At 73.3% G+C, this 22,466-nt stretch carries 18 protein-coding genes; 8 read left to right on the forward strand and 10 right to left on the reverse strand.

Annotation, left to right across the window (positions count from 1 at the left end):
• Window positions 1-280: 280 nt before the first annotated feature.
• The 4 genes from ACWGJ2_RS11800 (at window position 281) to ACWGJ2_RS11815 (ending at window position 5,262) form a co-directional block, all read left to right on the forward strand.
• Window positions 281-904, forward strand: a complete 624-nt coding sequence (locus ACWGJ2_RS11800) for a hypothetical protein (protein ID WP_453345881.1) — start codon at window positions 281-283, stop codon at window positions 902-904.
• A gap of 307 nt (window positions 905-1,211) precedes the next feature.
• On the forward strand, window positions 1,212-2,786 hold the full coding sequence (locus tag ACWGJ2_RS11805; RefSeq protein WP_453345882.1) for a sensor histidine kinase: 1,575 nt from the start codon (window positions 1,212-1,214) through the stop codon (window positions 2,784-2,786).
• 95 nt (window positions 2,787-2,881) lie between these two features.
• Window positions 2,882-4,627 (forward strand): sensor histidine kinase, encoded by a 1,746-nt coding sequence (locus ACWGJ2_RS11810; protein ID WP_453345883.1) that lies wholly within the window; start codon window positions 2,882-2,884, stop codon window positions 4,625-4,627.
• Window positions 4,618-5,262 carry a response regulator transcription factor gene (locus tag ACWGJ2_RS11815; protein WP_453345884.1) on the forward strand — a complete coding sequence of 215 codons (645 nt, stop codon included), beginning with the start codon at window positions 4,618-4,620 and terminating at the stop codon, window positions 5,260-5,262. Before ACWGJ2_RS11810 ends, ACWGJ2_RS11815 begins: the two co-directional genes overlap by 10 nt.
• A gap of 489 nt (window positions 5,263-5,751) precedes the next feature.
• Here the strand turns inward: ACWGJ2_RS11815 and ACWGJ2_RS11820 are convergent, their stop codons facing one another.
• Window positions 5,752-6,381, reverse strand: coding sequence for an LAETG motif-containing sortase-dependent surface protein (locus tag ACWGJ2_RS11820; protein WP_453345885.1), 630 nt, complete (start codon window positions 6,379-6,381; stop codon window positions 5,752-5,754).
• A 278-nt stretch (window positions 6,382-6,659) separates the two neighbouring features.
• Here ACWGJ2_RS11820 and ACWGJ2_RS11825 point away from each other — a divergent pair, with 278 nt between their 5' ends.
• The 3 genes from ACWGJ2_RS11825 to ACWGJ2_RS11835 all read left to right on the forward strand — a co-directional run bounded on the left by ACWGJ2_RS11825 (window position 6,660) and on the right by ACWGJ2_RS11835 (window position 10,561).
• Window positions 6,660-7,436, forward strand: coding sequence for an MBL fold metallo-hydrolase (locus ACWGJ2_RS11825; RefSeq protein ID WP_453345886.1), 777 nt, complete (start codon window positions 6,660-6,662; stop codon window positions 7,434-7,436).
• A 285-nt stretch (window positions 7,437-7,721) separates the two neighbouring features.
• Window positions 7,722-9,833, forward strand: a complete 2,112-nt coding sequence (locus ACWGJ2_RS11830) for a SpoIIE family protein phosphatase (RefSeq protein ID WP_453345887.1) — start codon at window positions 7,722-7,724, stop codon at window positions 9,831-9,833.
• 80 nt (window positions 9,834-9,913) lie between these two features.
• Window positions 9,914-10,561: an HD domain-containing protein gene (locus tag ACWGJ2_RS11835; protein ID WP_453345888.1), complete on the forward strand. Its 648-nt coding sequence runs from the start codon at window positions 9,914-9,916 to the stop codon at window positions 10,559-10,561.
• A gap of 46 nt (window positions 10,562-10,607) precedes the next feature.
• Here ACWGJ2_RS11835 and ACWGJ2_RS11840 read toward each other — a convergent pair whose 3' ends face one another.
• The 8 genes from ACWGJ2_RS11840 to ACWGJ2_RS11875 all read right to left on the reverse strand — a co-directional run bounded on the left by ACWGJ2_RS11840 (window position 10,608) and on the right by ACWGJ2_RS11875 (window position 20,717).
• Window positions 10,608-11,975 carry a cytochrome P450 gene (locus ACWGJ2_RS11840; RefSeq protein WP_453345889.1) on the reverse strand — a complete coding sequence of 456 codons (1,368 nt, stop codon included), beginning with the start codon at window positions 11,973-11,975 and terminating at the stop codon, window positions 10,608-10,610.
• Complete coding sequence (locus ACWGJ2_RS11845; RefSeq protein ID WP_453345890.1) at window positions 11,972-12,667, reverse strand: GTP-binding protein; 696 nt, start codon at window positions 12,665-12,667, stop codon at window positions 11,972-11,974. The genes ACWGJ2_RS11840 and ACWGJ2_RS11845 overlap by 4 nt, the downstream gene beginning before the upstream one ends.
• Window positions 12,639-13,022, reverse strand: a complete 384-nt coding sequence (locus tag ACWGJ2_RS11850) for a DUF742 domain-containing protein (protein ID WP_453345891.1) — start codon at window positions 13,020-13,022, stop codon at window positions 12,639-12,641. Before ACWGJ2_RS11850 ends, ACWGJ2_RS11845 begins: the two co-directional genes overlap by 29 nt.
• Window positions 13,019-13,468 (reverse strand): roadblock/LC7 domain-containing protein, encoded by a 450-nt coding sequence (locus ACWGJ2_RS11855; protein WP_453345892.1) that lies wholly within the window; start codon window positions 13,466-13,468, stop codon window positions 13,019-13,021. The genes ACWGJ2_RS11850 and ACWGJ2_RS11855 overlap by 4 nt, the downstream gene beginning before the upstream one ends.
• Window positions 13,469-13,475: 7 nt before the next feature.
• Window positions 13,476-15,023 (reverse strand): ATP-binding protein, encoded by a 1,548-nt coding sequence (locus ACWGJ2_RS11860; RefSeq protein ID WP_453345893.1) that lies wholly within the window; start codon window positions 15,021-15,023, stop codon window positions 13,476-13,478.
• A gap of 349 nt (window positions 15,024-15,372) precedes the next feature.
• Window positions 15,373-16,719, reverse strand: coding sequence for a phenylacetate--CoA ligase PaaK (gene paaK, locus ACWGJ2_RS11865; protein ID WP_453345894.1), 1,347 nt, complete (start codon window positions 16,717-16,719; stop codon window positions 15,373-15,375).
• Window positions 16,716-17,102 carry a hydroxyphenylacetyl-CoA thioesterase PaaI gene (paaI, locus tag ACWGJ2_RS11870; RefSeq protein ID WP_453345895.1) on the reverse strand — a complete coding sequence of 129 codons (387 nt, stop codon included), beginning with the start codon at window positions 17,100-17,102 and terminating at the stop codon, window positions 16,716-16,718. Before paaI ends, paaK begins: the two co-directional genes overlap by 4 nt.
• Before the next feature lie 288 nt (window positions 17,103-17,390).
• Entirely contained in the window at window positions 17,391-20,717 is a 3,327-nt protein-coding gene (locus ACWGJ2_RS11875; RefSeq protein WP_453345896.1) for a bifunctional cytochrome P450/NADPH--P450 reductase, read from the reverse strand.
• Window positions 20,718-20,961: 244 nt separating this feature from the next.
• Between ACWGJ2_RS11875 and ACWGJ2_RS11880 the strand changes: the two genes are divergently transcribed.
• Window positions 20,962-21,660: a PAS domain-containing protein gene (locus ACWGJ2_RS11880; RefSeq protein WP_453345897.1), complete on the forward strand. Its 699-nt coding sequence runs from the start codon at window positions 20,962-20,964 to the stop codon at window positions 21,658-21,660.
• 51 nt (window positions 21,661-21,711) lie between these two features.
• On the opposite strand, the gene ACWGJ2_RS11885 is transcribed toward ACWGJ2_RS11880, so the two are convergent.
• On the reverse strand, window positions 21,712-22,419 hold the full coding sequence (locus ACWGJ2_RS11885; protein WP_453345898.1) for a nitroreductase: 708 nt from the start codon (window positions 22,417-22,419) through the stop codon (window positions 21,712-21,714).
• Window positions 22,420-22,466 lie beyond the last annotated feature (47 nt).

Raw genomic sequence — 22,466 nt, forward strand, 5'->3', positions numbered from 1 at the left:
CGCTCGCGCCGCGCCGACTCGGTGTCGCTTGGTGCGTGTGACCTCTGGGGCCGGAGTTCCCGTACGCGGGGTGGTGACACGTCACGGACCGGCGAAATGTCCGCTACGGCGGGTGTCCGGGTGGCGACACACAGGGAGGGTGGCCGGGGGTGGCGCAGTGGCGCGCCGCCACACGCCACGGTGGGGGCTACTGCCCGGGGCAAATGCCCGTTACGGCAGGGGCAGTTGATTCCCGTGTTGCCGGAGAAAGGGACGGCCCTGTCATGGCACGCTGACTGCCGTGAACAGTCTTCGCTCCACTGTCTTCCGGCCGCCACCTGAATTCGGCCCGGGCGACCTCTTCGTGCGCGAGCCCGTCCGGCCCTCGCGCACCGCACTCGGCATCACCGGTTTCTACGCCGCCGTACCCGTCGTGCTCGCCGTCACGGCCATGGAGCGGACGGGGGTCGGCCCCGGCATCCTGCTCTTCCTCTTCCTGTGGCTGCTGATCGGGGTGGGCGCGGTGCGGGGGCTGCGCCGGCTGCGCGTGGCCTACCGCACGCCGGACGCCGTCGGGTTCGACGGGCGCGGGATGATAGCGCGATGCGACGGGCGGCCCGCCTTCCACATCCCGTGGCGCTACGTGCGCAGGCTGGATCACGGACGCCCGGTCTCGGCGCGGCCCTTCGGGCAGATGATGGAGCGCGACCGCCGCGAGAGCGTCGGCCTCGGTCCCGATCCCGGCTGGCTGCGGCTGTGGGTCGTCGACGGAGTCAGCGTCGAGGGCGTCGACCGTTTAGCGAAGTGGCGACGCACGGGGGACGGCGCGGCCCTGCTGGTCCCCTTCGGCAACGGCATCGACCGCGAGGCGCTGGGCCAGGCCGTACGGCGGCACGCGCCCCAGGGTGTGCGGGTACGGCTGTGACCGCGCGGACGGCGAGCCGGTGAGACGGTGACCAGGGGGGCCCGGCACACGGCCGGGCCCCCTGAGCATGTGTGCCGACGTGTGTGCCCTCCCGGCGCGGTGCCGGTACGGTGACGCCGGGCCCGGTGCGGCCCCGGACCCCGGACGGCGGTCCGTGAACCCCCTGACTACCCTCGGTGTTGGCCGTACGGGTACCCGCGTCCCGCGCCTGGCACCCCGGCCACCGAGCACGGCAGCACCACGAGCCACCGCACCGGGGACACATGTGCGGGGCCGACTCACGAGAACGGACAGAAGCACCGCACACGTGGACACGAGCGAAGCCCACGCCGGGCACAAGGCGACAGCAGCGGCCCGGCACGAGACCCGCGGCCCCGGCCGCACTCCGGAGCCCGGAAGCGCCGGAAGCGCCGGAAACGCCGGACGCGCGAGACGCTTCCCCGGCGCGGGCCCCGCCGGACTGGGCGGCCCGCCCTCGCCCGGCGTCCGCGCGTGGCGGCGGCTGCGCCACCCCGTCGTCACCGACTGCTGGGTCACCGCGCTCGTCCTGTTCCTGTCCGTCATGAACAGCTTCCAGAACCCGATGCTGGGCCCCGCGAGCGAGCCATGGCTCAACCACTGCCTGGCCGCGCTCGTCTCCCTGCCGCTGCTGCTGCGGCGCCGTCTCCCGGAGGCCGCTGCCGCGGTGGCCCTCGTGGCCGCCGCTACGCAGATGTCGGCCTTCGTCTGCCCCTTCGCCTTCTACGCGCTCGGCGCGTACCGGGGCACGGGCCGCCGCACGGTGGTCTGGGGCTCGGCCGTCGTCGGATTCCTCGCCCTCGCGCCGTGGACCGAGCCCGGCTTCGATCTGCGCCACCTCGTGACGTGGGTGCTGTTCCGCTACGTGCTCCAGGTGCTGCTTCCCCTGGTCATCGGCCTGTACGCCGGTGCGCGACGGGACGTGCTCGCCGCGCTCGTGGAGCGTGCCGAACGCGCGGAGCGCGAGCAGTCGCTGATCGCCGAGGCAGCGCGCGTCGAGGAACGCACCCGGATCGCGGGCGAGATGCACGACGTGGTCTCCCACCAGGTGAGCCTGATGGTCGTCCACGCGAACGCGCTGGAGGTCGTGGCCCACGACCCCGAGGTGACCAAGGAGGCAGCGGTCACCATCCGCACGGCGGGACGGCAGGCGCTGGACGAGCTGCGCGAGATGATCGGCGTCCTGCGACGCGGCCCGGACGAGGACGCCCGTCCCGCCGACGGTGCCGGACGCACCGGCGAAGGCACCCCGGACGGCGGGGACGGCACGGACAGCGGGGCCAGCCCGGAGAACGGCGGCGACGGCGGGCAGCGCACCGTCCGGCGGCGTCCCGGGCTGGAGCAGATCCCCGCCCTCGTCGACGCCTCCCGCGCGGCCGGGCTCAATGCGGTGCTGCGCGTCGAGGGCGAGCCGCGCGCGCTGCCCGACGCGGCGGAGCGTGCCGCGTACCGCGTCGTCCAGGAGGCGCTGACCAACGTGCACAAGCACGCGGCGGGCGCCGACACCGAGGTACGGCTCGCGCACGGCGCCGAGGCGCTGCACGTCAGCGTGACCAACGCGCGGCCCGGGCGGTCCGCGCCGCGCCCCGGCTCGTCACCCGGCGCCGAGGAGGAACCGCTGCTGCCCAGCGGCGGGCACGGACTGATCGGGCTGGGCGAACGCGTCCGGCTGGTGGGCGGCACGATCGAGACGGGTCCGCGCCCCGACGGCGGCTTCCGCGTCGCCATCGCCCTCCCCGCCCCGGCCGCAGCCCAGGACCCGGCCGGCTCGGCGGAAGCGCCTCGCGCGGAGGACGGGCCTCCGCTCGACGGCCCCCGCCACGACCCCGACGGCGGCTCCGACAGCGGCCCCCGCGACGGCTGAGACCCGCGCACCGGGCCGCGTTCCCGTCCGCGTGAGCCCGGGATCCGGCGCACGCGATGCTTGTCCGCGCCCCGTCATGCCTTAGCGTGTGGCCCGTGAACAGGGAGGGAACCCGGCTTCTGAGGGTGCGGCTGGCCGTGGCCGGGGCGTTGGCCGCCGTCGCGGGCGCGACCGGGAGCTGGTCGTACGCGCGAGTCGGCGGCTCGGCCACGGACGTGGTGCAGGACCTGTCCGTCGGCTGGGCCTACGCGGGCGCCGGCCTCGTGGCGTGGTGGCGCAGACCGGGCAACCGGACCGGGCCGCTCATGGTCGCCATGGGCGTCACCTGGTTCCTCGGCAACCTCCAGGGCACCCACGTGCCCGCGCTGTTCGCGCTCGGCGCCTGGGGCGAGGCGCTGAACATGGCGGTGCTCGCGCATCTGATCATGTCGTTCCCTGACGGCTGGCTCCCGACGCCGCTCCGGCGCCGCACCGTCATCGTCGCCTACGGGCTCGTGGCCGTCGGCGGACTGCTGCGCACCATGACGTACGACCCCGCCCTCATGACGGACGCCACCTATCTGGACTGCCCGAGCTGCGGGCCCAACCCGCTGCTGGTGCCCGCCGCCACGGACCTGTTCCACATCGTGGACGCCACGTACCGGGGGCTGAGCTGGATCCTCTCCGCCGTGATGGTGACCCTGATCGTCCGGCGCTGGCGGCACGCGACGGTGGCCAGGCGCCGCGCTCTGCTCCCGGCCTGGATCGCCGTCGTCATCGCGACGTCCTTCGTGCTGTGGGACCTGGTCCTGTATCTGCTGCCCGGCATGAGCGACCCGGTCAAGCAGGCCGTCTACGTGCTCTCCGACCTCTCCCAGGTGGGCGTTCCGCTCGCGTTCCTCGCCGGGCTGCTGCGGATGCAGTTGCAGCGCGCCGAGGTGAGCGGCCTGGTCATGGAGGTGGGCGCCGAGCCGACGCCGGGACGGCTGCGCGAGGTGCTGGCCAGGCTGCTGGGCGATCCGTCGCTGCGGCTCGGGCTGTGGCGGGAGGAGCGCGGCGCGTACGTCGACGGCGAGGAGCGCACCGTGGAGACGGGCTCGGCGGGCGCCACCCGCGTGGACTCCTCCCGTGGCACGCCGCTGGCGCTGCTGCGGCACGATCCCGCGCTGGCGGAGGACCCCGAGCTGCTGGAGGCGGTCGCCGCCTCCCTGCGTCTCGGGCTGGAGAACGTCTGGCTGCGCACCGAGGCGCGCGAGGTCACCTCGCGCATCGTGCGCGCCGCCGACACCGAGCGCCAGCGCCTGGAGCGGGACCTGCACGACGGCGCGCAGGCCCGGCTCGTCTTCGCGCTGATGGCACTGCGGCGTGTGGAGAAGGGGGTGGCCGATCATCCGGACGAGAAGCTGCGCCGCTCCGTGCACGAGGTCGAGCACAGTCTGCGGCTCGCGCTGGAGGACCTGCGCGGGGTCGCCCACGGCATCCACCCCGCCGTCCTCACCCGCGAAGGCCTCGGCCCCGCGCTCATGGAACTGGCGGAGCAGGCGACGCTGCCGGTCGTGGTGACGGTCGATCCGCGGCGCTACGACCCCGTCGTCGAGTCCACCGCGTACTTCACGGTCTGCGAGGCGCTGACGAACGCGGCGAAGCACGCGCGGGCGAAGGCGGTCAGCGTCTCGGCACGGCACGACGGCGAGCGGCTCGTGGTCGAGACCGTCGACGACGGCATAGGCGGCGCCGACACCGCGCGCGGCAGCGGGCTGCGCGGGCTGGCCGACCGGCTCGCGGCGGTGGACGGCGTCTTGCAGTTGGACAGCCCCGCCGGCGGCGGGACGAGGATCAGGGCGGAGCTGCCTTGCGGGTGATCGTGGCCGAGGACTCGGCGATTCTGCGGGAGGGGATCGTCAGGCTCCTCACGGACGAGGGCATCGAGGTGCCCGCGCACTGCGGGGACGCGGAGTCGCTGCTCGCGCTGGTCGGGACGCACCGGCCCGACGTCGTGCTGCTGGACATCCGCATGCCGCCGACCCACACCGACGAGGGCATCCGCGCGGCCGCTGAGATCCGCGCCCGCCACCCCGGTACGGGCGTGCTGCTGCTGTCGCAGTACGTGGAGTCCACCAGCACCGTGCGCGCGCTGGCGCGGGACCCGAACGGTTTCGGCTACCTCCTCAAGGACCGGGTCGCCGACGCGGGCGAGCTGTGCGAGGCGCTGAGACGGATCGGCGCCGGGGGGACCGTCGTGGATCCCGAGGTCGTCGCCCGGCTGATGGACAGGCCACGCGGGGCCGGACCGCTCGGCGAGCTGACGGGCCGCGAGCGCGACGTGCTGGCCCTGATGGCCGAGGGCCGGTCCAACGAGGCCATCGCCCGGCAGTTGGTCATCGGCGACAAGACCGTGGAGACCCATGTGCGGAACATTTTCATCAAGCTGCGGCTGGAGACGGATGTGACGGAGCACCGCCGGGTGAGGGCGGTGCTCACGTACCTGCGCTCCTGAGAGCCGAGCCACACGCCGGTGCCCCCGACACCGGCCTGCCCATCGCACCTCTCCGCGGAGGGCCTTCCCCCGAATCCCCCGAGGTCCTCCGCGGAGCGGTGCTGGTGAGAACAACGTTAGGGAACGGCGGCGCGGGCGGCATCAGGGCTAGCCCTGAAATCCGCGGTGCGGGTTCCGGATCACCGGTCCGGGGTCTCGGGGCCGCTGGTCAGGTGTCCGAGGGCGGTGCGCGACGCCCCAGGATGCAGCCCGACGCGGGGCGCGGGGAAGAGGCCCGGCAGGAAACGCGGGGAAGGGGCGCGCGCCAGGAAGGCGCGGCGGGAAAAGGGCGAGCGGAAAAAAGGGGGGCGCTGGCCAGGACGGGGGGAACCTGGCCAGCGCCAGCCTGTGGGGCGGCAAGGCCGGAAGTTCACTCAGCGGCCCGCCGCGTCGACTCTGTTTAACGTACAACAACCATGGTGTGCGCGTTCCGGCGGGGCCCCGTCGGTGTCAGTCCCGCGCCGAGCGGCGCTTACGGGCCACGACCACCATCCCGGCACCCGCCAGGACCACGGTGCCCGCGACGCCCGCCAGCACCAGCGTGTTGTTGGAGGAGCCCGTCTCCGCCAGGTCCGCGGGGGCCGGGCTGTCGCCGCCGCCGGCGGGCTCGGCCGCGGGCGCGCTGCTGGACGGCTTCCCGGACGGCGAGGCGGGGGCGCTCGTGCTCGGCGAGGGGCTGGCCGACCCGCTGGGCGAGGGCGAGGTGCTCGGCGAGGGCGGCGGGGTCTCGTCGTCGCAGACCGGGGACGTCTTCGTCTCGTCCCGCGAGAACTTGTCGTCGTCGCCCGCCACGACGATCAGGCGGACCTCCATCTCCTCACTGTGCTCGGGCAGGTCCAGCTTCTTCTGGAACGACTTCCCGAACTCCTGGACCGGCAGGACCTCCTTGCCGTCCGCCGTGATCTCGACCGTGTTGGGGGAGTCCGCGTCGTAGTTGGTCAGATCGACCGAGACCGACGAGCAGTCCACCTTCCACTCCGGTGTGTGTGCGGAGGCCGGGGCCGCGGCCATGCCCGCGCCCGCCACCGTGGCCACCGTGAGAGCGGCCACACCGGCCCATCTGCCGCGCCTTGCTGTCATGCCAACATCCTTCCGGATCTTCCTGGGGAAACCGTGCGGAACCAGTCGTACAAGGCCCGCACGCTACTCCCACCCGACCCCGCGCACCCGTCAACCCCGAAAACCGTCAACAGACCCTGGGGAAGCAGCAGTTCAGGGCTCCGCGCCGCAGCAGGACGAGGGGAACCGGAACCGTGCGGGAAGCGGTGCGCCGAGCGCTAACCTCTCCGTGGCCGCCCCCCGCCCACGTCCCGCGCCACCCGCGCCCGCGCCGCGCACGGCGCAGAACCGGAGCCTCCATGCCGACACCGTCGACACCTCCGTCTCCGTCACCCTCGCCGCATCTGTCCGAGGTCGCGCCCGGCGTCTTCCTCGTCCGCGGGAGCAGTACGAACTGGGTCATGCTCTGCGAGAGCGGCCAGGTCACGCTCGTCGACACCGGCTACCCCGCCGACCGCGCCCTCCTCCACCGGGCGCTGGCCGAGACCGGGCACGGGACCGGTGACATAGCCGCCGTGCTCGTCACCCACGCCCACAGCGACCACATCGGCTCGGCCGAGGAGCTGAGCCGGGCGGCCGGGGTGCCCGTTCTCGCGCACGCAGCAGAACTGGCGAACGCGCGCAGGGACGTGCTCCAGCAGATCTCCACCGCCACCGTCCTCGCCAACATGTGGCGCCCCTCGGTACCCGGCTGGGCGCTCCACTCGCTGCGCGCGGGCGGCAAGCGGGAGACACCCGTCAGCGATCCGCGCCCCTTCCCCGGCGAGGGCCCCCTCGACCTGCCAGGGCGCCCGGTGCCCGTCGCCACCCCTGGCCATACGGACGGGCACACCGCCTTCCACCTGCCGCACGCCGGTGTGCTGATCACCGGGGACGCGCTCGTGACCGGGCACCCGACCTCGCGCGTACGCGGCCCGCAGTTGCTGCCGCGGATGTTCGACGCGCACCGGGAGCGGGCCCGCGAGTCCCTGTCGGTGCTCGCGGAGCTGGCGGCCGACACCCTGCTCCCCGGACACGGGCCCGCGCACAGCGGCCCGGCGCGGGCTGCGGCGCAGGAGGCGTACGAGAAGGCATGACGCGGGGCTGGTCACCCGGGCGGGGCCGGGCCCGTCACCTGGGCGGAGCAAGCGCGGGCCCGGCGGGGGCGCGGCACGGCGTACGGCGGCGCGGCGCGGGGCGCGCCGCAGGGCGGCGTACCCCGAGAGGACCCGCGAGAGGGTACCCGCGGGCGGGTCCCGGAAGGGCCCCGGGAGGCCGCCGCGAGGGCCTCGTCCCGTCGCCGGTTGTGTCCGTCGCAGTGCGCCACGGGCCCCGCGAGGCGAAGATGGTCGTGGCCGCTCATCGCCGAGGAGGTGGCGGACGTGACGGGCACGACACCGGGCACCGGGGCCGACTCCCGTCGGAACGGCCTGGACCGCATCCTGCTCGACGCCGTGCGCGAGGTGGGCGCGCACGTCGGTCTCGTCTACCTCGTGGAGCCGCGCGAGCAGATGCTCTCCATGGAGGTGATCACGGGGCTGCCCATCGACTTCGCCTCACCCTGGCTGCGGCTGCGCATGGACGGGACCACCCCGGTGGCCGACGCCCTGCGCGACCAGCGTCTGATCTGGCTCGCCGACCAGGAGCACCTGGCCTCCGCTTACCCGAAGGCCGCGCTGTCCACCCCGTACCCCTTCGCGCAGGCCGAGGCCCCGGTCACCGCGGGCAGCACCCCGTGGGGAGTCCTCGCGCTGCTGTGGCCGGGCTCGCGGCCCGGGGAGCTGACCGCGCGGGAACGCAGCCGGATCACGGCGGCCTGCCGCCGCATGGGGCGCTTCCTCGCGCACGCGGCGACAATCGGCCAGCCGCTGCGGCCCGCGCCGCGCCCCCGGGCGATCGAGCCGCCGGCCGTCAGGCAGCGGCAGGCGGGCGAGGCACCGGCAGCCGCCGAGTACGCCGAGCGGCTGCCAGACGGCGCCCTCGCCCTCGATCTGGAGGGCCGCATCACCTTCAGCAGCGTGACCGGCGCCGATCTGCTCGGCAGCACCGTGGACGATCTGCTCGGCGCCATGCCGTGGGACGTACTGCCGTGGCTGAACGACCCCGTCTTCGAGGACAGGTACCGCGCCGCGGTGATCAGCCGCGAGGCCACCTCGTACTCCGTCCTGCGCCCGCCGGGCGAGCGGCTGTCCTTCGACCTGTATCCGGGCGCCACAGGGGTGAGCATCCGGATCACCAAGGCGGAAGCGTCGCTGAGGCCGGTGCCGGACAAGGGGCACACGCCCGTCGGGTCCCTCTACTACCTGATGCCGCTCGCCGCCGGCCTGACGGAGGCCGCCGGGGTACGGGACGTGCTGGACCTGCTCGCGGAGCAGATCATGCCCGCCTTCGAGGCGCAGACCCTCACCCTGATGCTCACCGAGAGCGGCAGGCTGCGGCTCGTGGGCCACAGGGGGGACCGTTCGGCGCTCGTCGAGGAGTTCGACGGTGCCCCGCTGCGCGACGGCCAGGACCCGGCCGCGCGGGTGGTGGCCACCGGCGAACCGGCGTTCTTCCCCTCCTGGCGGGAGATGGAGGAGGTCCACCCCGAGCTGGCCCGCAAGTCGACGAAGGGGGCCTGGGCGGTGCTCCCCCTGATCGCCTCGGGGCGACCCATCGGCGTGTGCGTCCTCTCCTACGACGCCGCGCACCCCTTCAGCGCCGACCAGCGCGCGGTGCTGACCTCGCTGGCCGGGCTCATCGCGCAGGCCCTGGACCGGGCACGGCTCTACGACACCAAACACCGGCTCGCGCACGCCCTCCAGGAGGCGCTGCTGCCCAAGGCGCTGCCGTCCGTGCCGGGGCTGGACATCGCCGCGCGGTATCTGCCGGGGACGCACGGCATGGACATCGGCGGCGATTTCTACGACCTGATCCAGCTCGGCGGCACGGAGTACGCCGCCGTCATCGGCGATGTCCAGGGGCACAACGTCAACGCCGCCGCGCTCATGGGCCAGGTCCGCACCGCCGTCCACGCGCACGCCACCGCCGGCGCGCCGCCCGAGGCGGTGCTCGCCCGCACCAACCGGCTGCTCACCGACCTCGATCCGGGGCTCTTCGCGAGCTGCCTGTACGCGCACATCGACCTGGCCGGCGGCAAGGCGTGCCTGGCCACGGCGGGGCACCCGCCGCCGCTGCTGTGCTCGGCCGACCGGCGCGCCTCGCTCGTACATGTGCCGCCCGGACTGCTGCTGGGCATCGACGCGGACTGCGCGTACCAGCCCAGCGAGGTCTCCCTCCCGCCCGGCGCGGTGCTGGCCCTCTACACCGACGGCCTCGTGGAGACACCCGGCGAGGACCCGGCGGACTCGACGGCCGCGCTGGCGTCGCTGCTGGAGGCCGTGGCCGACGAGCCCGTCGAGCAGCTCGCCGACAGCCTGATCGGCCACTGCGAGCACCGCACGGACGACATCGCCCTGCTGCTGGTGAGGCCGCACGGGCGGCCGGGCGGCTGACGTCCCGCCGTCCGGAGGACACCGTCTACACCGCCGCAGTCCCGCGCCCTCACCGCGGCCACACCGAAGGGAGCCCCGTCATGACAGACCACGGCGCCACCGCCGCAGGCGTGACCGTGCCCGATACCAGGCTCGCCGCCGAGGCGACCGAACTCGTGCGGGACAGCGTCGGCGATCTCGTCTACCACCACTCCCGCCGCGTGTTCTGGTTCGGCAGCCTCCAGGGCCGCAACCGGGGGCTCAGCTTCGACCCCGAACTCCTCTACATCGGCGCGATGTTCCACGACCTCGGCCTCAACGAGGAGTTCCAGGACAGCGGGCGCCGTTTCGAGGTGGACAGCGCCGACGCCGCGCGCCGCTTCCTGCACGCCCACGGCGTCCCCGAGGACAGCGTGCGCCGGGTGTGGACGGCCATCGCCCTGCACACGACTCCCGGCGTCCCTGAGTTCATGGAACCCGAGGTCGCACTGGTCACCGCCGGTGTGGAGTACGACGTGCTGGGCATCGGCTACCACGACATCGGCGAGGCCGAGCGGACAGAGATCACCGCCCTGCATCCGCGCCCCGACTTCAAGCGCCGCATCCTGGAGGCGTTCACCGAGGGCATCGCGCCCAAGCCCGATACGACGTTCGGGAACGTGAAGGCGGACGTCCTGGAGCACTTCGTCCCCGGCTTCCGCCGGGGCGACTTCGTCGAGGTGATCCGGAACTCGCCCTGGCCGGAGTGAGCGGCGCAACCCGGGTGACCACGTGAGCCCTACGGCCCGTCGAGCCTCATGCGCTGCCCGCAGGTGTGCCGGAGCGGACCCGTGCGCGGTCGCGACGCGCTGACGGGGTGCGGCGAAGAGGCGTGCTGAAGACCACGGGCAGCGTCGTGGGGCGGCGGGTCCACGGCGAGGGGTTGAAGGTCACCTCCTCCGGGCCGATGGTCAGCCGGAGCCCCGGCAGCCGGTGCAGCGCGGTGTTCACGGCGGTGTGGGTGATCAGGCGCGCGGCGTCCTGCGCCGGGCACATGTGGGGGCCCGCCGAGAAGGCGGCGTGGCCACGGTTGCCGGGCGGGCGCCGGTCGAGGGGAGGCAGCCGCGGGTCGGTGGCGTTGGCCGCGTTGAGGCCGAGGACGAGGCAGTCGCCGCGGCGGATGCGGCGCCCGCCCAGTTCGGTGTCGCGCAGCGCGTAGCGCGCGGGCATGTGGGTCATGGGCGGTTCGTGCCACAGCACTTCGTCCAGCGCCTCGTCCACGCCCAGGTCGCCGCCGCGCAGCCGGGCCTCGAAGGCGGGGTCGGTGATCACGCGGTAGAGGGTGTGGGCGATCCAGCAGGTGGTGGCCTCGTTGCCCGCCGAGATCATCGCGGCCATGGACTGGAGCACCTCGTCCTCGGTACGCAGATCGTGGTGGCTCAGGAAGGCGCTGGTCAGATCGTCGGTGGGCTGCCGCTGCCTGGCGTGCAGGGTGTCGCGGAGGATCTCCTCGAAGGTGCGGTTGCCCTCCTGGGAGTCGTCCTGGCTGCCGAACAGCGCGATGAGCGCGCGGTGCAGTTCGTGTCCCTGCGCCGCGTCGAGGCCGAAGAGGGCTGCGAGCGCGAGCATGGGGACGTGCGCGGCGTAGTCGCCCATGAGGTCGGCCCAGCCGCGTTCGGTGAAGCCGTCGATGAGGGTCTCGCACCGTCGGCGCACCTGGCGGCGCAGGGTGCGGTGGTCGAAGCGCGCGACGCCGTCGTCCAGCGGTCCGCGCAGCCGCCTGTGCTCCTTGAGGTCGGCGCCGACGACGTTGGGGCGGTACGCCATCATCGGCATCAGCCCGGAGTCCGGCGGGACCCTGCCCTCGTCGAGGTCGCGCCAGTTGCGGGCGTCGCGGGAGTAGAGCTTCTCCCGCTCGGTGATGACGCGGATTTCCTCGACGCCCATGACGAGCCAGGCGGTGACCCCCGGCTCCAGCAGCACCGGGGCGACGGGACCGTGCGTGGCGCGCAGCCGCCGGTAGAGGGGGTGCGGGTCCCGGGCCTGGGTGAAGACGGTGAGCGGGACGGGGCCCGACGCCGGAAGCGGGACCGGGCTCGGGGAGGTGGCCTGATCGTCGTACGGTTCGTGCGGTGCGCGCTGTTCGTGCGGCGCACGGGGTTCGCGTGGCTGGTGCGACGTCATACGAGGGCCTCCCGCGCCGCGTGGCGGTGCTGGTCGATGGCGTGGCGCACGAGCGCCTCCAGGGCCCGCTGCGACGCGCGCGGGTCGGTGGCCTCGCAGGTGACGACGGGGACCGAGGCGGGCAGGTCCAGTGCCTCGCGGATCTCCTCGTCCTCGTATTGGGCGCTGTCGGGGAAGCGGTTCACGGCCACGACGTACGGGAGGCTGTAGCGCTCCCACTGGTCCAGCACCTCGAAGCTGTCCTCGATCCTGCGGGTGTCCACCAGGACGAGGAGCCCGATGGCGCCGGTGACCAGCCCCTTCCACAGCTCCCAGAAGCGCCGCTGCCCCGGCGCTCCGAACAGGTAGAGGACGAGCGACGGGCTGAGGGTGATGCGGCCGAAGTCCATCGCGACCGTCGTCTCGGACTTGGCCCCCAGTCCGCGCAGGTCGTCGACGCCGACGCTCGCCTGGGTCATCCGCTCCTCGGTGCGCAGCGGTCTGATCTCGCTGACGGAACCGATGAGCGTGGTCTTGCCGACGCCGAACGCGCCGACGACCAGGATCTTGACCGCCTGCGTGACCGTGTCCGGCAGGTGCGGGTGCGCGTCGTCCTGGTGGTCGTCGTCCGGGTGCGAGTGCGAGTGCAGGTGCGGGTGCGCGTGCGGGGGCACGTCGTCGCGCTCAGGCGAATTCTTTGTTGCGAAGACCATCCAACACTTCCTGAAGCAATTCGATGCTGGGCTCATGGTTCTGTTCCGGCCGCCGTGGCGCCGGAACCGTCAGATGGCCGGAGGCGACCAGATCGCCCGCCAGCACCCGCGCGACGCTGACGGGCCGCCCGAGCTGCGCCGCCGCCTCGACGACGGAAGTCACGCCCGCGCCGCACTCGCGCAGCAACTGCCGGTGGCCCCTGCTCCCCGCGTCCGGAGGCAGCGGGTGCGGCGAACAGGTCGGCTTCAGCAGGGTCTCCAGCCCCCAGCCCAGCTCGCTGGGGGTGTCGGACCGCCCGCTGGTGAGCACGTAACCGGGTACGGCGTCGCGCCGCCGGGTTCCGCTCCCCCTCACGGCACCGGTTGCTCTCGGTACGGCGTGCCCTGGTGCTCGCCGAAGCGCTGGGCCTGGAGCGCCATCCGGTAGCCGATCTCCCCGGCGTTGACCCTGGCGTCCGTGACGACGGCCAGGCAGGAGCCGTCCCCCGCCATCCGTACGAAGATGAATCCGCCCTCGTACTCGGTCAGCGTCTGGTGGTATGCGTGTCCGCCGGTGCCGAACTCGGCGGCCAGGCCCCGGCCGAGGGAGGCGAGCCCGGAGGCCGCGGCGGCCACCCGCTCGCCGGTCTCCCTGTCCGTGTTCGCGCACCGTGTGGTGGGCAGGCCGTCGGCGCTGAGGACCACGACGTGGCGCACGCCCGCCACCTCCACGACCTCCCGCATCATCCACGCCCTGTCGGTGTCGGTGTCGGTCCGGGCGCAGGTATCGGTCTTGGTGTCGGTGTCGGTCTCGTTGTCCATGCTCAAGTCACCCTCGCGACGCGTCGGTTTCGGTACGGCTGCCACGTCCCGCGCCCAGGAAGGTGCCGAGCCACTGCCCGGCCTCCTCGGGCGTCCTGGGGGCCGCGCGGTCCTGGCCCTCGGCCATGGAAGGGGCGTCGGCCGAGGGAGAGGTGCCGCCGTGCTCCGGCTCCCTGTCGGCGCGGCGCTTGGGCAGGCCCGAGGCGGTGCGCTCCGCGACGGGCACGGGCACGGGTACGGGCACCGGGACACGCGCGGGCGCGGGTGCGGGCGCGCGTGCCGTCCGCTCCGGTCCGGGTTCCGACGTTGCCGTGGCGGGCGGCTGCGCCCCGGCCGGGAGCTGGTGCCGCGCGTGGACGAGAGGACCGTCGCGCTCGGAGGACCTGGAGACCCCGGAGGGCTCCGGCGGCAGCGGCTGGAGGATGTCCTGGGGCACCCGCACCATGGCGCGCACCCCCTTGTACCGGGACGGGTCGAGGTGCACGTCGATGTCGAAGCGGCGGGCGATGTTGCCGACGACGGGCAGGCCCGTCTGCGGACCGGGGAGCGTCCGCAGCGTCACCAGCCGCTCCCCCGCCGCGATCCGGCGCGCGGCGTTGAGCCGGGCCTCGGTCATGCCCAGGCCCTGGTCGTCGATCTGGATCACCACGTCGTGCTGGTCCGCCTCCACCAGCACGTACACGGCGGAACCCGGCGGGGAGTACGTCGTCGCGTTGGCGAGCAGTTCGGCGGTGAGGTGGATCAGGTACTCCGCCGCGTGCGGCACCACCGCGACGTCCGGATCGCCGGTGAGGGAGATGCGCGTGTAGTCGGGGATGCGGCCCGACGCCGCCTGGACCACGTCCGCCACGGCGATGGGCTTCTGCCACTGCTGGCCCGTCCACTCGCCGCCCATGATCTTGACTCCGCCCGCGAGGTGGACGAGGTGGTTGGCCTGGTGGCTCAGATCCATCCCGAGCTGTACCACGGCGGGGTCGTGCGCGTCGTAGAGCGCGCGGGCCCGCTCCTCCACGCGCAGCGCGCCGGACTGCATGCGTGCCGCGAGGGTGAGCAGGGCGTGCTCGTAGGCGTCCTGGTGGTCCTCGGCCGCCTCGTCGGCCATGTCGAGCAGGGTGTGGAGGAGTCGGCGCAGCCATGAGTCGCAGGGTGCGTCCGCGACCGTACGCGCGGGGTCCTCGTCGTCCAGGATCGCGCGCAACTGGACGCCGAAGGCTTCCAGCGTGATCCGGAGCGCCTCGTCCCGCTGCCGGGCCCACTCCCTCCACCGCTGGTCGTGTTCGGCACCGGCCGCGCTGTGCTGCCGCTGGAGCTGTTCGGCGTGCTCGGCGTGCCGCAGAGCGCTTCTGCGGTCGGCGCGGTGCCCGCGCCACAGCGGTACCAGGCAGACCGCCAGGCCGAGGGTGACGCCGGTGGCGACCAGCGCGGCGTCGCGCGGCCAGGCCGTCCAGGCGGCTGCCTGGAGTGCGACCGCGCACAGGGCAAGAAGCAGCGCCAGGGGCCACAGCAACTGCCGCGTGTGCCGGGTGCGCGGGGGAGGGACTGACGGAGAACTCATGGACCGCTTTCGACAATCGCGTCTCGTTCGGGGCGGTGACCCGTCATCGGCGGACTGTCGGTTCCGCGAACAACAGCGCAGGTGCCGGGTGTTGCTGGATGCTAACTCCGGTACCGGCACAGTGCGGATTCTTCTTCGCCATACACATGCGAAGAGGTGACAGCGGTCGAATGGGCGCGCGACGAATTCACAGCTCCTCGCACACGCGCTTTTCCGTGCGGTCGCACGATGTGTCATTGCTTTATGCGGCCAGTATCTTTATACGGCCGAACGGGGCGCGGTCGAATTACTTTCCCGCAGGTATTTCAGATTTTCCACGTGCACGCCACGGCCGTTCCCCGCCCCCGGCTCACTCTTTCTGGCGGTCGTCCACGATGCGGCGGATCTTGCCGACGGAGCGCTCCAGCGTCTCGGGGTCCACGATCTCCACGTCGACGCTGAGGCCGATCCCGTCCTTGATCTCCTTGGCGACGGAAGCGGCGGCGGCCTCGCGCTCCGGCACCCCCGTACCCGTGCGGGCCTCGACGCGCACCGTCATGTGGTCCATGCGTCCACGGCGGGACAGGTGGAGCTGGAAGTGCGGGGCGAGTCCGTGGGTGCGCAGCACGATCTCCTCCACCTGACTGGGGAAGATGTTCACCCCACGGAGGATGATCATGTCGTCGCAGCGGCCCGTGATCTTCTGGATGCGGCGGAAGGCCGGACGGGCCGTGCCCGGCAGCAGCCGGGTCAGATCGCGGGTGCGGTAGCGGACGACGGGCATGGCCTCCTTGGTGAGCGAGGTGAAGACCAGCTCGCCCTCCTCCCCCTCCGGCGGCACCTCGCCGGTCAGCGGATCGACGACCTCCGGGAAGAAGTGGTCCTCCCACACGTGCAGCCCGTCCTTGGTCTCCACGCACTCCTGGGCCACGCCGGGGCCTATGACCTCGGACAGCCCGTAGATGTCGACGGCGTGGATGCCGAGCCGCTCCTCCATCTCGCGGCGCATCTCCTCGGTCCAGGGCTCGGCACCGAAGATGCCGATCTTGAGGGAGGTGCCGCGCGGATCGACGCCCTGGCGCTCGAACTCGTCGAGCAGCGTGAGCATGTAGGACGGGGTGACCATGATGATGTCCGGCTCGAAGTCCTGGATGATCTGGACCTGACGGGCCGTCATGCCACCGGACACGGGAATGACGGTGCAGCCGGCGCGCTCGGCGCCGTAGTGCGCGCCGAGTCCGCCGGTGAAGAGGCCGTACCCGTAGGAGATGTGCACCTTGTGGCCCGGCCTGCCGCCCGCCGCGCGGATCGAGCGGGCCACCACATCGGCCCACATGGAGAGGTCGTTCTCGGTGTAACCCACCACGGTGGGGCGGCCCGTGGTGCCGCTGGAGGCGTGGACGCGGCGCACCTGGTCCATGGGGACGGCGAACGTCCCGAACGGGTAGGACTCGCGCAGATCCGCCTTGGTGGTGAAGGGGAAGCGGGCCAGGTCCTCCAGCGTGCGGCAGTCCTCGGGCCGTACACCCGCCGCGTCGAACTTGGCGCGGTACATGGCGACGTTCTCGTACGCGGTGCGCAGCGTCTCCTGGAGCCGGGTGAGCTGAAGGGCGCGCAGCTCCTCGCGGCTCATCCGCTCGCCCGCGTCGCGCAGCGCGGCGGGCAGGGGCTCCGCGGCCGTCACCCGCGGCGCGGCGGGCGCCATGGAATCGCTCATGCTCGGGTTCCTTCCACGCGGGGGACGGTACGGCTGCGGCCACGGAACTCCGCGATCACCTCACCGTCGCGCAGGACGCTCACGTCGTAGATGCCGCTGCGGCCGTAGCGGGTGCGTTCGGTGGCGACCGCGGTCAGTTCGTCACCCTCCCTGGCCGGGGCGACGAAGGAGATGTCCGCACCGGCAGCGACGGTGACCGGGCCATGGCTGTTACAGGCGCACGCGAAGGCGGTGTCGGCCAAGAGGAAGAGATAGCCGCCGTGCGCGGTGCCGTGGCCGTTGACCATGTCCGGGCTCACCGTCATCCGCAGTTCCGCCGCGCCGTCGTCGGCTCTCAGCAGTCTGATCCCGAGCCCCTGTGACGCCCGGTCGGCGGCGAACATCGTCTCCGCCGGTTTCCCCGGTTCCCCCGGCGTTCGCGGTGTCGGCGGTCCCCCGTGCGTCGCACTCGCCATGCGTCTTCCACCACCCCTCCCGGCCCGACCGACCATTCGGTTAGCGTTGCGGCGCGGTCAAGTAATCCAGCATCGGCGCTGGCTGTCAAGGGATCTCACGTACGTCGGCGGGGCGGAGAAGCGGCCGGAAGGGCGGCCGGGAAAGCGGCCGGGGCCCGGCGCGTGGTGCGCCGGGCCCCGGGGGCTGTAGGACGAGGTGGGACGGGGCGGGGCGGCTCAGCCCGCGTAGACGTCCTCGACGTAGCGGCCCTGCGCCGTCAGCTCCTGGAGCCAGTCGGCGGCCCGCTCCGCACCGGCGTCCGGGTGCCGCCGCAGGTACACCTCGCGGAACGCCTCGCGCACGCCCGGCGCCATGTGGGCACCGTCGCCGCACACGTACACCCGCGCGCCCTCCTCCAGCAGCCGCCACACCTCGTCGGCCTCGGCGGCGACGCGGTGCTGCACGAAGCGGACGCCGTCACGCGGGCTCCTGCTGTGCGCCGGGCGCAGGGAGACGGCGCCCGCGCGCTCCGCCGCGCGCAGTTCGTCCGCGTACAGGAAGTCCGCCGCCGGGTCCTGGCAGCCGAAGTAGAGCAGCGCCGGGGCCAGTTCGGCGCCCTGTTCCAGCAGTGCGCGACGGTCGGCGACCGTGCCCCTGAACGGCGCGAGGCCGGTGCCCGCGCCCACCATCAGGACGGGGACGTCGGGCGCGTGCGGGACGCGGAACGCCTCGCGGCACGGCTGTACGCGCGCGAGCACGGTGTCGCCGGGCGCCAGCGCGACGAGGTGCGCCGAGCCCGCGCCCCGGTAGGTGCCGCGCCCCGAGCGGGCGGGGGCCTCCAGGAGCGAGACCATCAGATCGGCGTGGCCCGGCAGGTCGCCAGGGGAGGACGAGACCGAGTAGTGGCGGATGCGCATCGGGGGCAGCAGCGTGAGGATCAGCGGCCAGGTCAGCGCCTCGCGCAGCGCCGGGTGGTCCGCCACCAGGTCGAGGAGGGTGCGGTGGTCGGCGGCCAGCGCCTCCGGGTCCTCGGCCAGCGCGGCGAGCGCCGCGCGCTCGGGCGGGCACGGGTTGGCGTCGGCCAGTGCGGCGACCTGCTCGCGTGTGGGCCGGTCCTGAAGCTCCAGGTGGCGGGTGAGCAGTTCCCGTACGGTCAGCGGCCGGTCCACCGGCAGGCTGCCGCGCCCGGGGCGGCCCGCGTGGATGCTCAGCACCGCGTCCAGCCGCGCGCCCAGCACCCCGGCGGCGCGCGCGACCAGTACCGGGTCGTTGGCGGGCAGGACGGCGAGATGGTCGGCGGTGCGGTAGGAGGTGCCCTCGGGCAGGGCCAGCCGCACCAGCCGCTTGCGGCGGGCATGCCCTTCGGCGGTCAGGTCGCGGGCCTCGGTCACCGTCATGGGGACGAGGCCGTGCCGCGCGGCGAGCGCGTCGAGGGGGTCGCCGGTGACCTCGGCGACGGTGTAGGCGGGGCCCTGGTCCGGCGCGACGGCGGCGCCCACCGTCTCGGGGTCGCCGTGCTCGGTGAGGAGCGCCGTGCGCAGCGCCGACGTGAACTCCCGTACCGCGCCGTCCAGGTCACCGGACGCGTCGGCCTCGGCGCGGGCGACGAGGCGGGTGCCGCCGAGCGCCGCGAGCCGGTCGTCGAGGAGGGTGGGGACACGCTGGTAGGTGGCGGCCCAGTTGCGGTCACCGACCCCGAGCACGGCGAACGCGACCCCCTCGGCCGCGCCCGCCTCCGCCTCCTCCTGGAGCCACTGGGTGAAGCGGGCGGCGTCGTCGGTGGGGCGGCCGTTGTAGGACGCGGCGACGATGACGACGGCCCTGTCAGTGGGCAGCGCCCCGGTGTACGCGTCCAGCGGGGCGACGGACGTCTCGCAGCCGAGGCCCTCCGCGGTCTCGGCGAGGCGCCCGGCGAACTCCTCGCAGGTGCCGTAGTTGGTGCCGTGCAGCAGGAGCAGCCCGGTGCCCGCGCGCACGCGCGTCGGCAGCCCGGCCGTGTCCTGCGGCCCCTCCCCCGGCGCGGCGGAAGCGGCGGTGGCGGCGGTCACGAGGGGGAGCGCGTCGAAGGCGGCACGATCGGCGGCGCGGTCGGCCGGGGTCCGCAGGACGAGAGTGAGGGTGAAGCCCTCGGGCTTGAGGGTGAGGGTCTCCTTGATCCGCAACTGGTAGTCGGCATGGTCGATCAGCCGGTAGCGGTGCAGGAGCATGCCGAGCAGCATCGTCGCCTCGTGGAGGGCGAACTGCCGCCCGATGCAGGCGCGTTCCCCCGTGCCGAAGGGCTTGTACGCGTGCGGGGAGCGGCCCTGCTCGGCCTCGGGCGCGAAGCGCGCGGGGTCGAACGCCTCCGGGTTGTCGCCCCAGACCGCCGCACGGTGCAGCATCGGGGTCTGGACGGTGACGGTCTCGCCCGCGCGCAGCGGGTACCGGCCGCCGAGGAGGGTGTCCTCGCGGGCCTGACGGCCGAAGCCGGGAGCCGTGGGCCACAGCCGCAGCGCCTCGTTGAGCACCTGCCGGGTGTAGCGCAGCTTGTTGACGTCCTCGAAGGTGGGCTCGGGGGCCGGATCATCACCCCACAGCTCGTCGGCCTCGCGCTGGGCCAGCCGCAGCACGGCGGGGTTCTTGACGAGGTAGTACAGCGCGAAGGAGAGGGCGCTGGAGGTGGTCTCGTGCCCGGCGATGAGGAAGGTGATGACCTGGTTGCGGATGTTGGCCAGGTCCAGGGTGGTGCCGTCGGCGGGGTGGGCGGCGCCCAGCATCAGGCCGAGGAGGTCGTCGAAGGACTGCGCGTCCCTGGCCTCGTCCCCGCCGCTGGTGGGGGGCGCGGTGCCGTCGCCGCTGCCGTTGTCCTTGTCAGCCGCGACGCGGGACTCGATGACCTCGTCGACCACGGAGGCGAGGTAGTCGGCGTCGGCCCGGAAGGCCGCGTCCTCCTCGGTGTGATCGGCACCGGGCTTGCGGCCGAGACGCTTCATGCTCCAGGCGAGGCAGCGCACCATGGCGTCCACGAACGGGTGCGGCTCGTCGCGCGCGAACGACTCGAAGTCGTAGCCGAAGCCCGCCAGTCCGATGGTGTCGAGCGTCATCCGGGTCATGTCCTCCGACACCTCGACGGGGCGCGGCGCCGCGCCGACGGTACCGACGGCGTGGTTCGCCTTCGCGTCCCAGGAGGCGATGACGCGCCGCGCGACGCGCAGCATCACGGGGTGGTAGGCGCGCATGGAGCCGAGCGCGAAGGCGGGCATCAGGATGTCGTGCGCCCTGGCCCAGTTGGGCTCGTCGTTGTACGCCGTGAACAGCCCGTCGGCCGCGAACTCGCGCACGTTCACCAGCGCGGGCCCGACGGCCTTGCTGAACCGCTCCTCGTCCGCCAGTTCCGCGACGAGGCCGGGGTCGCTGACGAAGAGGGTGTCGCGGCCGTACAGACGCCGGTTGAAGATCGGCCCGTACGTACGCGCCAGCTCCATGGCCTGCTGCACGGGGGTACGGGTGGGTCCGGTGCCGGAGATGTCGGCGACGGGTATCGCCGCGCCGTCGGTAGTGGCGTCAAGGGTGGCCTGGCTCATCGCGTAAGTGCCTTCTGCGGTGGGGGAATTGCTGCCGGGGCGCCACACCGTCCGTCGCCGGGGAGCCCTCCCTCACCTTCGCCCCGACGACCCCGGCGACGAGGCCGCGGCGCTACATGATTGTGTAGTGGTGATCCGGTGTGGCGCTCTTGCGCGTGGCCTTGCCGAGGGGGCGCCGAGGTGGGCCGGGGGGCGCCTGGTGACGGATGACAGGTGACGCGCGACGACCAGTGAGGCAGTGAGTGTGAGCGTCTTCCACGCACACCCCTTCAGGGACGGAGAGGCGGTGATGTGGCGGAACAGGTTTCTGCTGCTCTTCGACCGCGTACAGAGCGCCCTCGCCGTGTGCCGCACCGACGGGACGATCCTGCTCGCCAACCCGGCGATGGCCGCCGAATGGGGCGCCCCGCCGAGCAAGCTGTGCGGCCACAACGCCCTGGAGCTGTTCAGGCCGCGCGAGCCCGACCAGATGAGGCGGCTGGTGGAGGCGCTGCGCCTGGGACACCGCTCGCGCTATCCGGTCGGGGTCGGATGGAGCACGGACGGCTGCCCGCGCTCGGGCGAACTGACCGTCGTCCCGGTCAGCGAGACCCCGCAGAAGGAGCCCGCGCTGCTGCTCCAGCTCCGGGTGCGCGAGCCCGACTCCGGCCCGGCCGCCCCCGCGGACGAGGGGCTCGCGCGGGTCAGCGCGATCGAGGCGGACATCCTGGCGCATGCCGCGGCCGGGGCGACGACCGCGTCGATCGCCGGGGCCGTCGGCCTGACCATCGACGGCGTCAACTACCACCTCTCTCGGCTCTCCAGGCGCTGGCAGGTGCCCAACAGGCCCGCGCTCGTCGCCCGCGCGTACGTCCTCGGCGTGCTGGAGGCGGGGGTCTGGCCGCCGCGCCCCGTCGTACACCCCGCCCCGGCCGCCGGGAACTCCCGCCCCGGCCCGCAGTGAGCGCGACAGGACCGGCGCTGCCGCCGAAGGCCCCCCGCCGGCCCCGGGGGACTAGCGCTCGTCGAGGATTCCGGGGGTGTCGTGCAGGACGACGCTCTGTTCAAGCGGGACGCGCCCCATGTGGAAGCTGTTCGCCGGTGCGGCCAGGTCGGCGGTGCCGAAGGAGATGCCGAAGAGCAGCTTGAGGTCCTTCGGAACGCCCAGGAACTCCCGGACGGTGTCGGCGTACATCCCGAGCATGGTCTGCGGAATGCCGCCGAGTCCCCGGGCCGTCAGCGAGAGCAGGAAGTTCTGTGCGTACATGCCGATGTCACCGGCCACCCGCACGCCGTCGCCGAACGCGGGCATGAAGAGAAACGCGGCGTGGGGGGCTCCGTGGAAGTCCAGGTTCTCCCGGGCATGCGCGTTCCTTGCCGCCCGGTCCGAGCGGGGTATCCCCAGAGCGCCGTACACGGTCGCGGCGTGGTCGTGCGCCCGGTCGAGGTAGGCTCCCTCGCCGAAGTCGTCATAGCTGAAGGAGAAGTCGGGGGAGAACCGCTCCTCCTCGTCGGCCTTGAGGAGTTCCTTGCTCAGGGCGTCGCGCGCCGCGCCCGAGACGACATGCACCGTCCAGGGCTGGGTGTTGCAGTTCGACGGGGCGGCCTGGGCGTCTTCCAGTACGCCGCGGATGTCCGACGGGGACAGCGGTGTGGGGTGGAACCTCCGGACGGAGTACCGGGAGCGCACGTAGTCGGTGATGGGCGAAGCCGTGGCGGGCAAAACGATTCCTTTCAAAGGGGGGCCGGTCCGGTTCAAAGGGGGGCCGG

Source organism: Streptomyces sp. NPDC054796 (genome assembly GCF_053611545.1).

Coding starts and splice junctions, on each gene's coding strand:
- ACWGJ2_RS11875 (WP_453345896.1), bottom strand. CDS start 20,717: ATGAGCCAGGCCACCCTTGACGCCACTACCGACGGCGCGGCGATACCC.
- ACWGJ2_RS11835 (WP_453345888.1), top strand. CDS start 9,914: ATGACAGACCACGGCGCCACCGCCGCAGGCGTGACCGTGCCCGATACC.
- ACWGJ2_RS11820 (WP_453345885.1), bottom strand. CDS start 6,381: ATGACAGCAAGGCGCGGCAGATGGGCCGGTGTGGCCGCTCTCACGGTG.
- ACWGJ2_RS11825 (WP_453345886.1), top strand. CDS start 6,660: ATGCCGACACCGTCGACACCTCCGTCTCCGTCACCCTCGCCGCATCTG.
- paaK (WP_453345894.1), bottom strand. CDS start 16,719: ATGAGCGATTCCATGGCGCCCGCCGCGCCGCGGGTGACGGCCGCGGAG.
- ACWGJ2_RS11840 (WP_453345889.1), bottom strand. CDS start 11,975: ATGACGTCGCACCAGCCACGCGAACCCCGTGCGCCGCACGAACAGCGC.
- ACWGJ2_RS11860 (WP_453345893.1), bottom strand. CDS start 15,023: ATGAGTTCTCCGTCAGTCCCTCCCCCGCGCACCCGGCACACGCGGCAG.
- paaI (WP_453345895.1), bottom strand. CDS start 17,102: ATGTTCGCCGCCGACCGGGCGTCACAGGGGCTCGGGATCAGACTGCTG.
- ACWGJ2_RS11845 (WP_453345890.1), bottom strand. CDS start 12,667: ATGGTCTTCGCAACAAAGAATTCGCCTGAGCGCGACGACGTGCCCCCG.
- ACWGJ2_RS11855 (WP_453345892.1), bottom strand. CDS start 13,468: ATGGACAACGAGACCGACACCGACACCAAGACCGATACCTGCGCCCGG.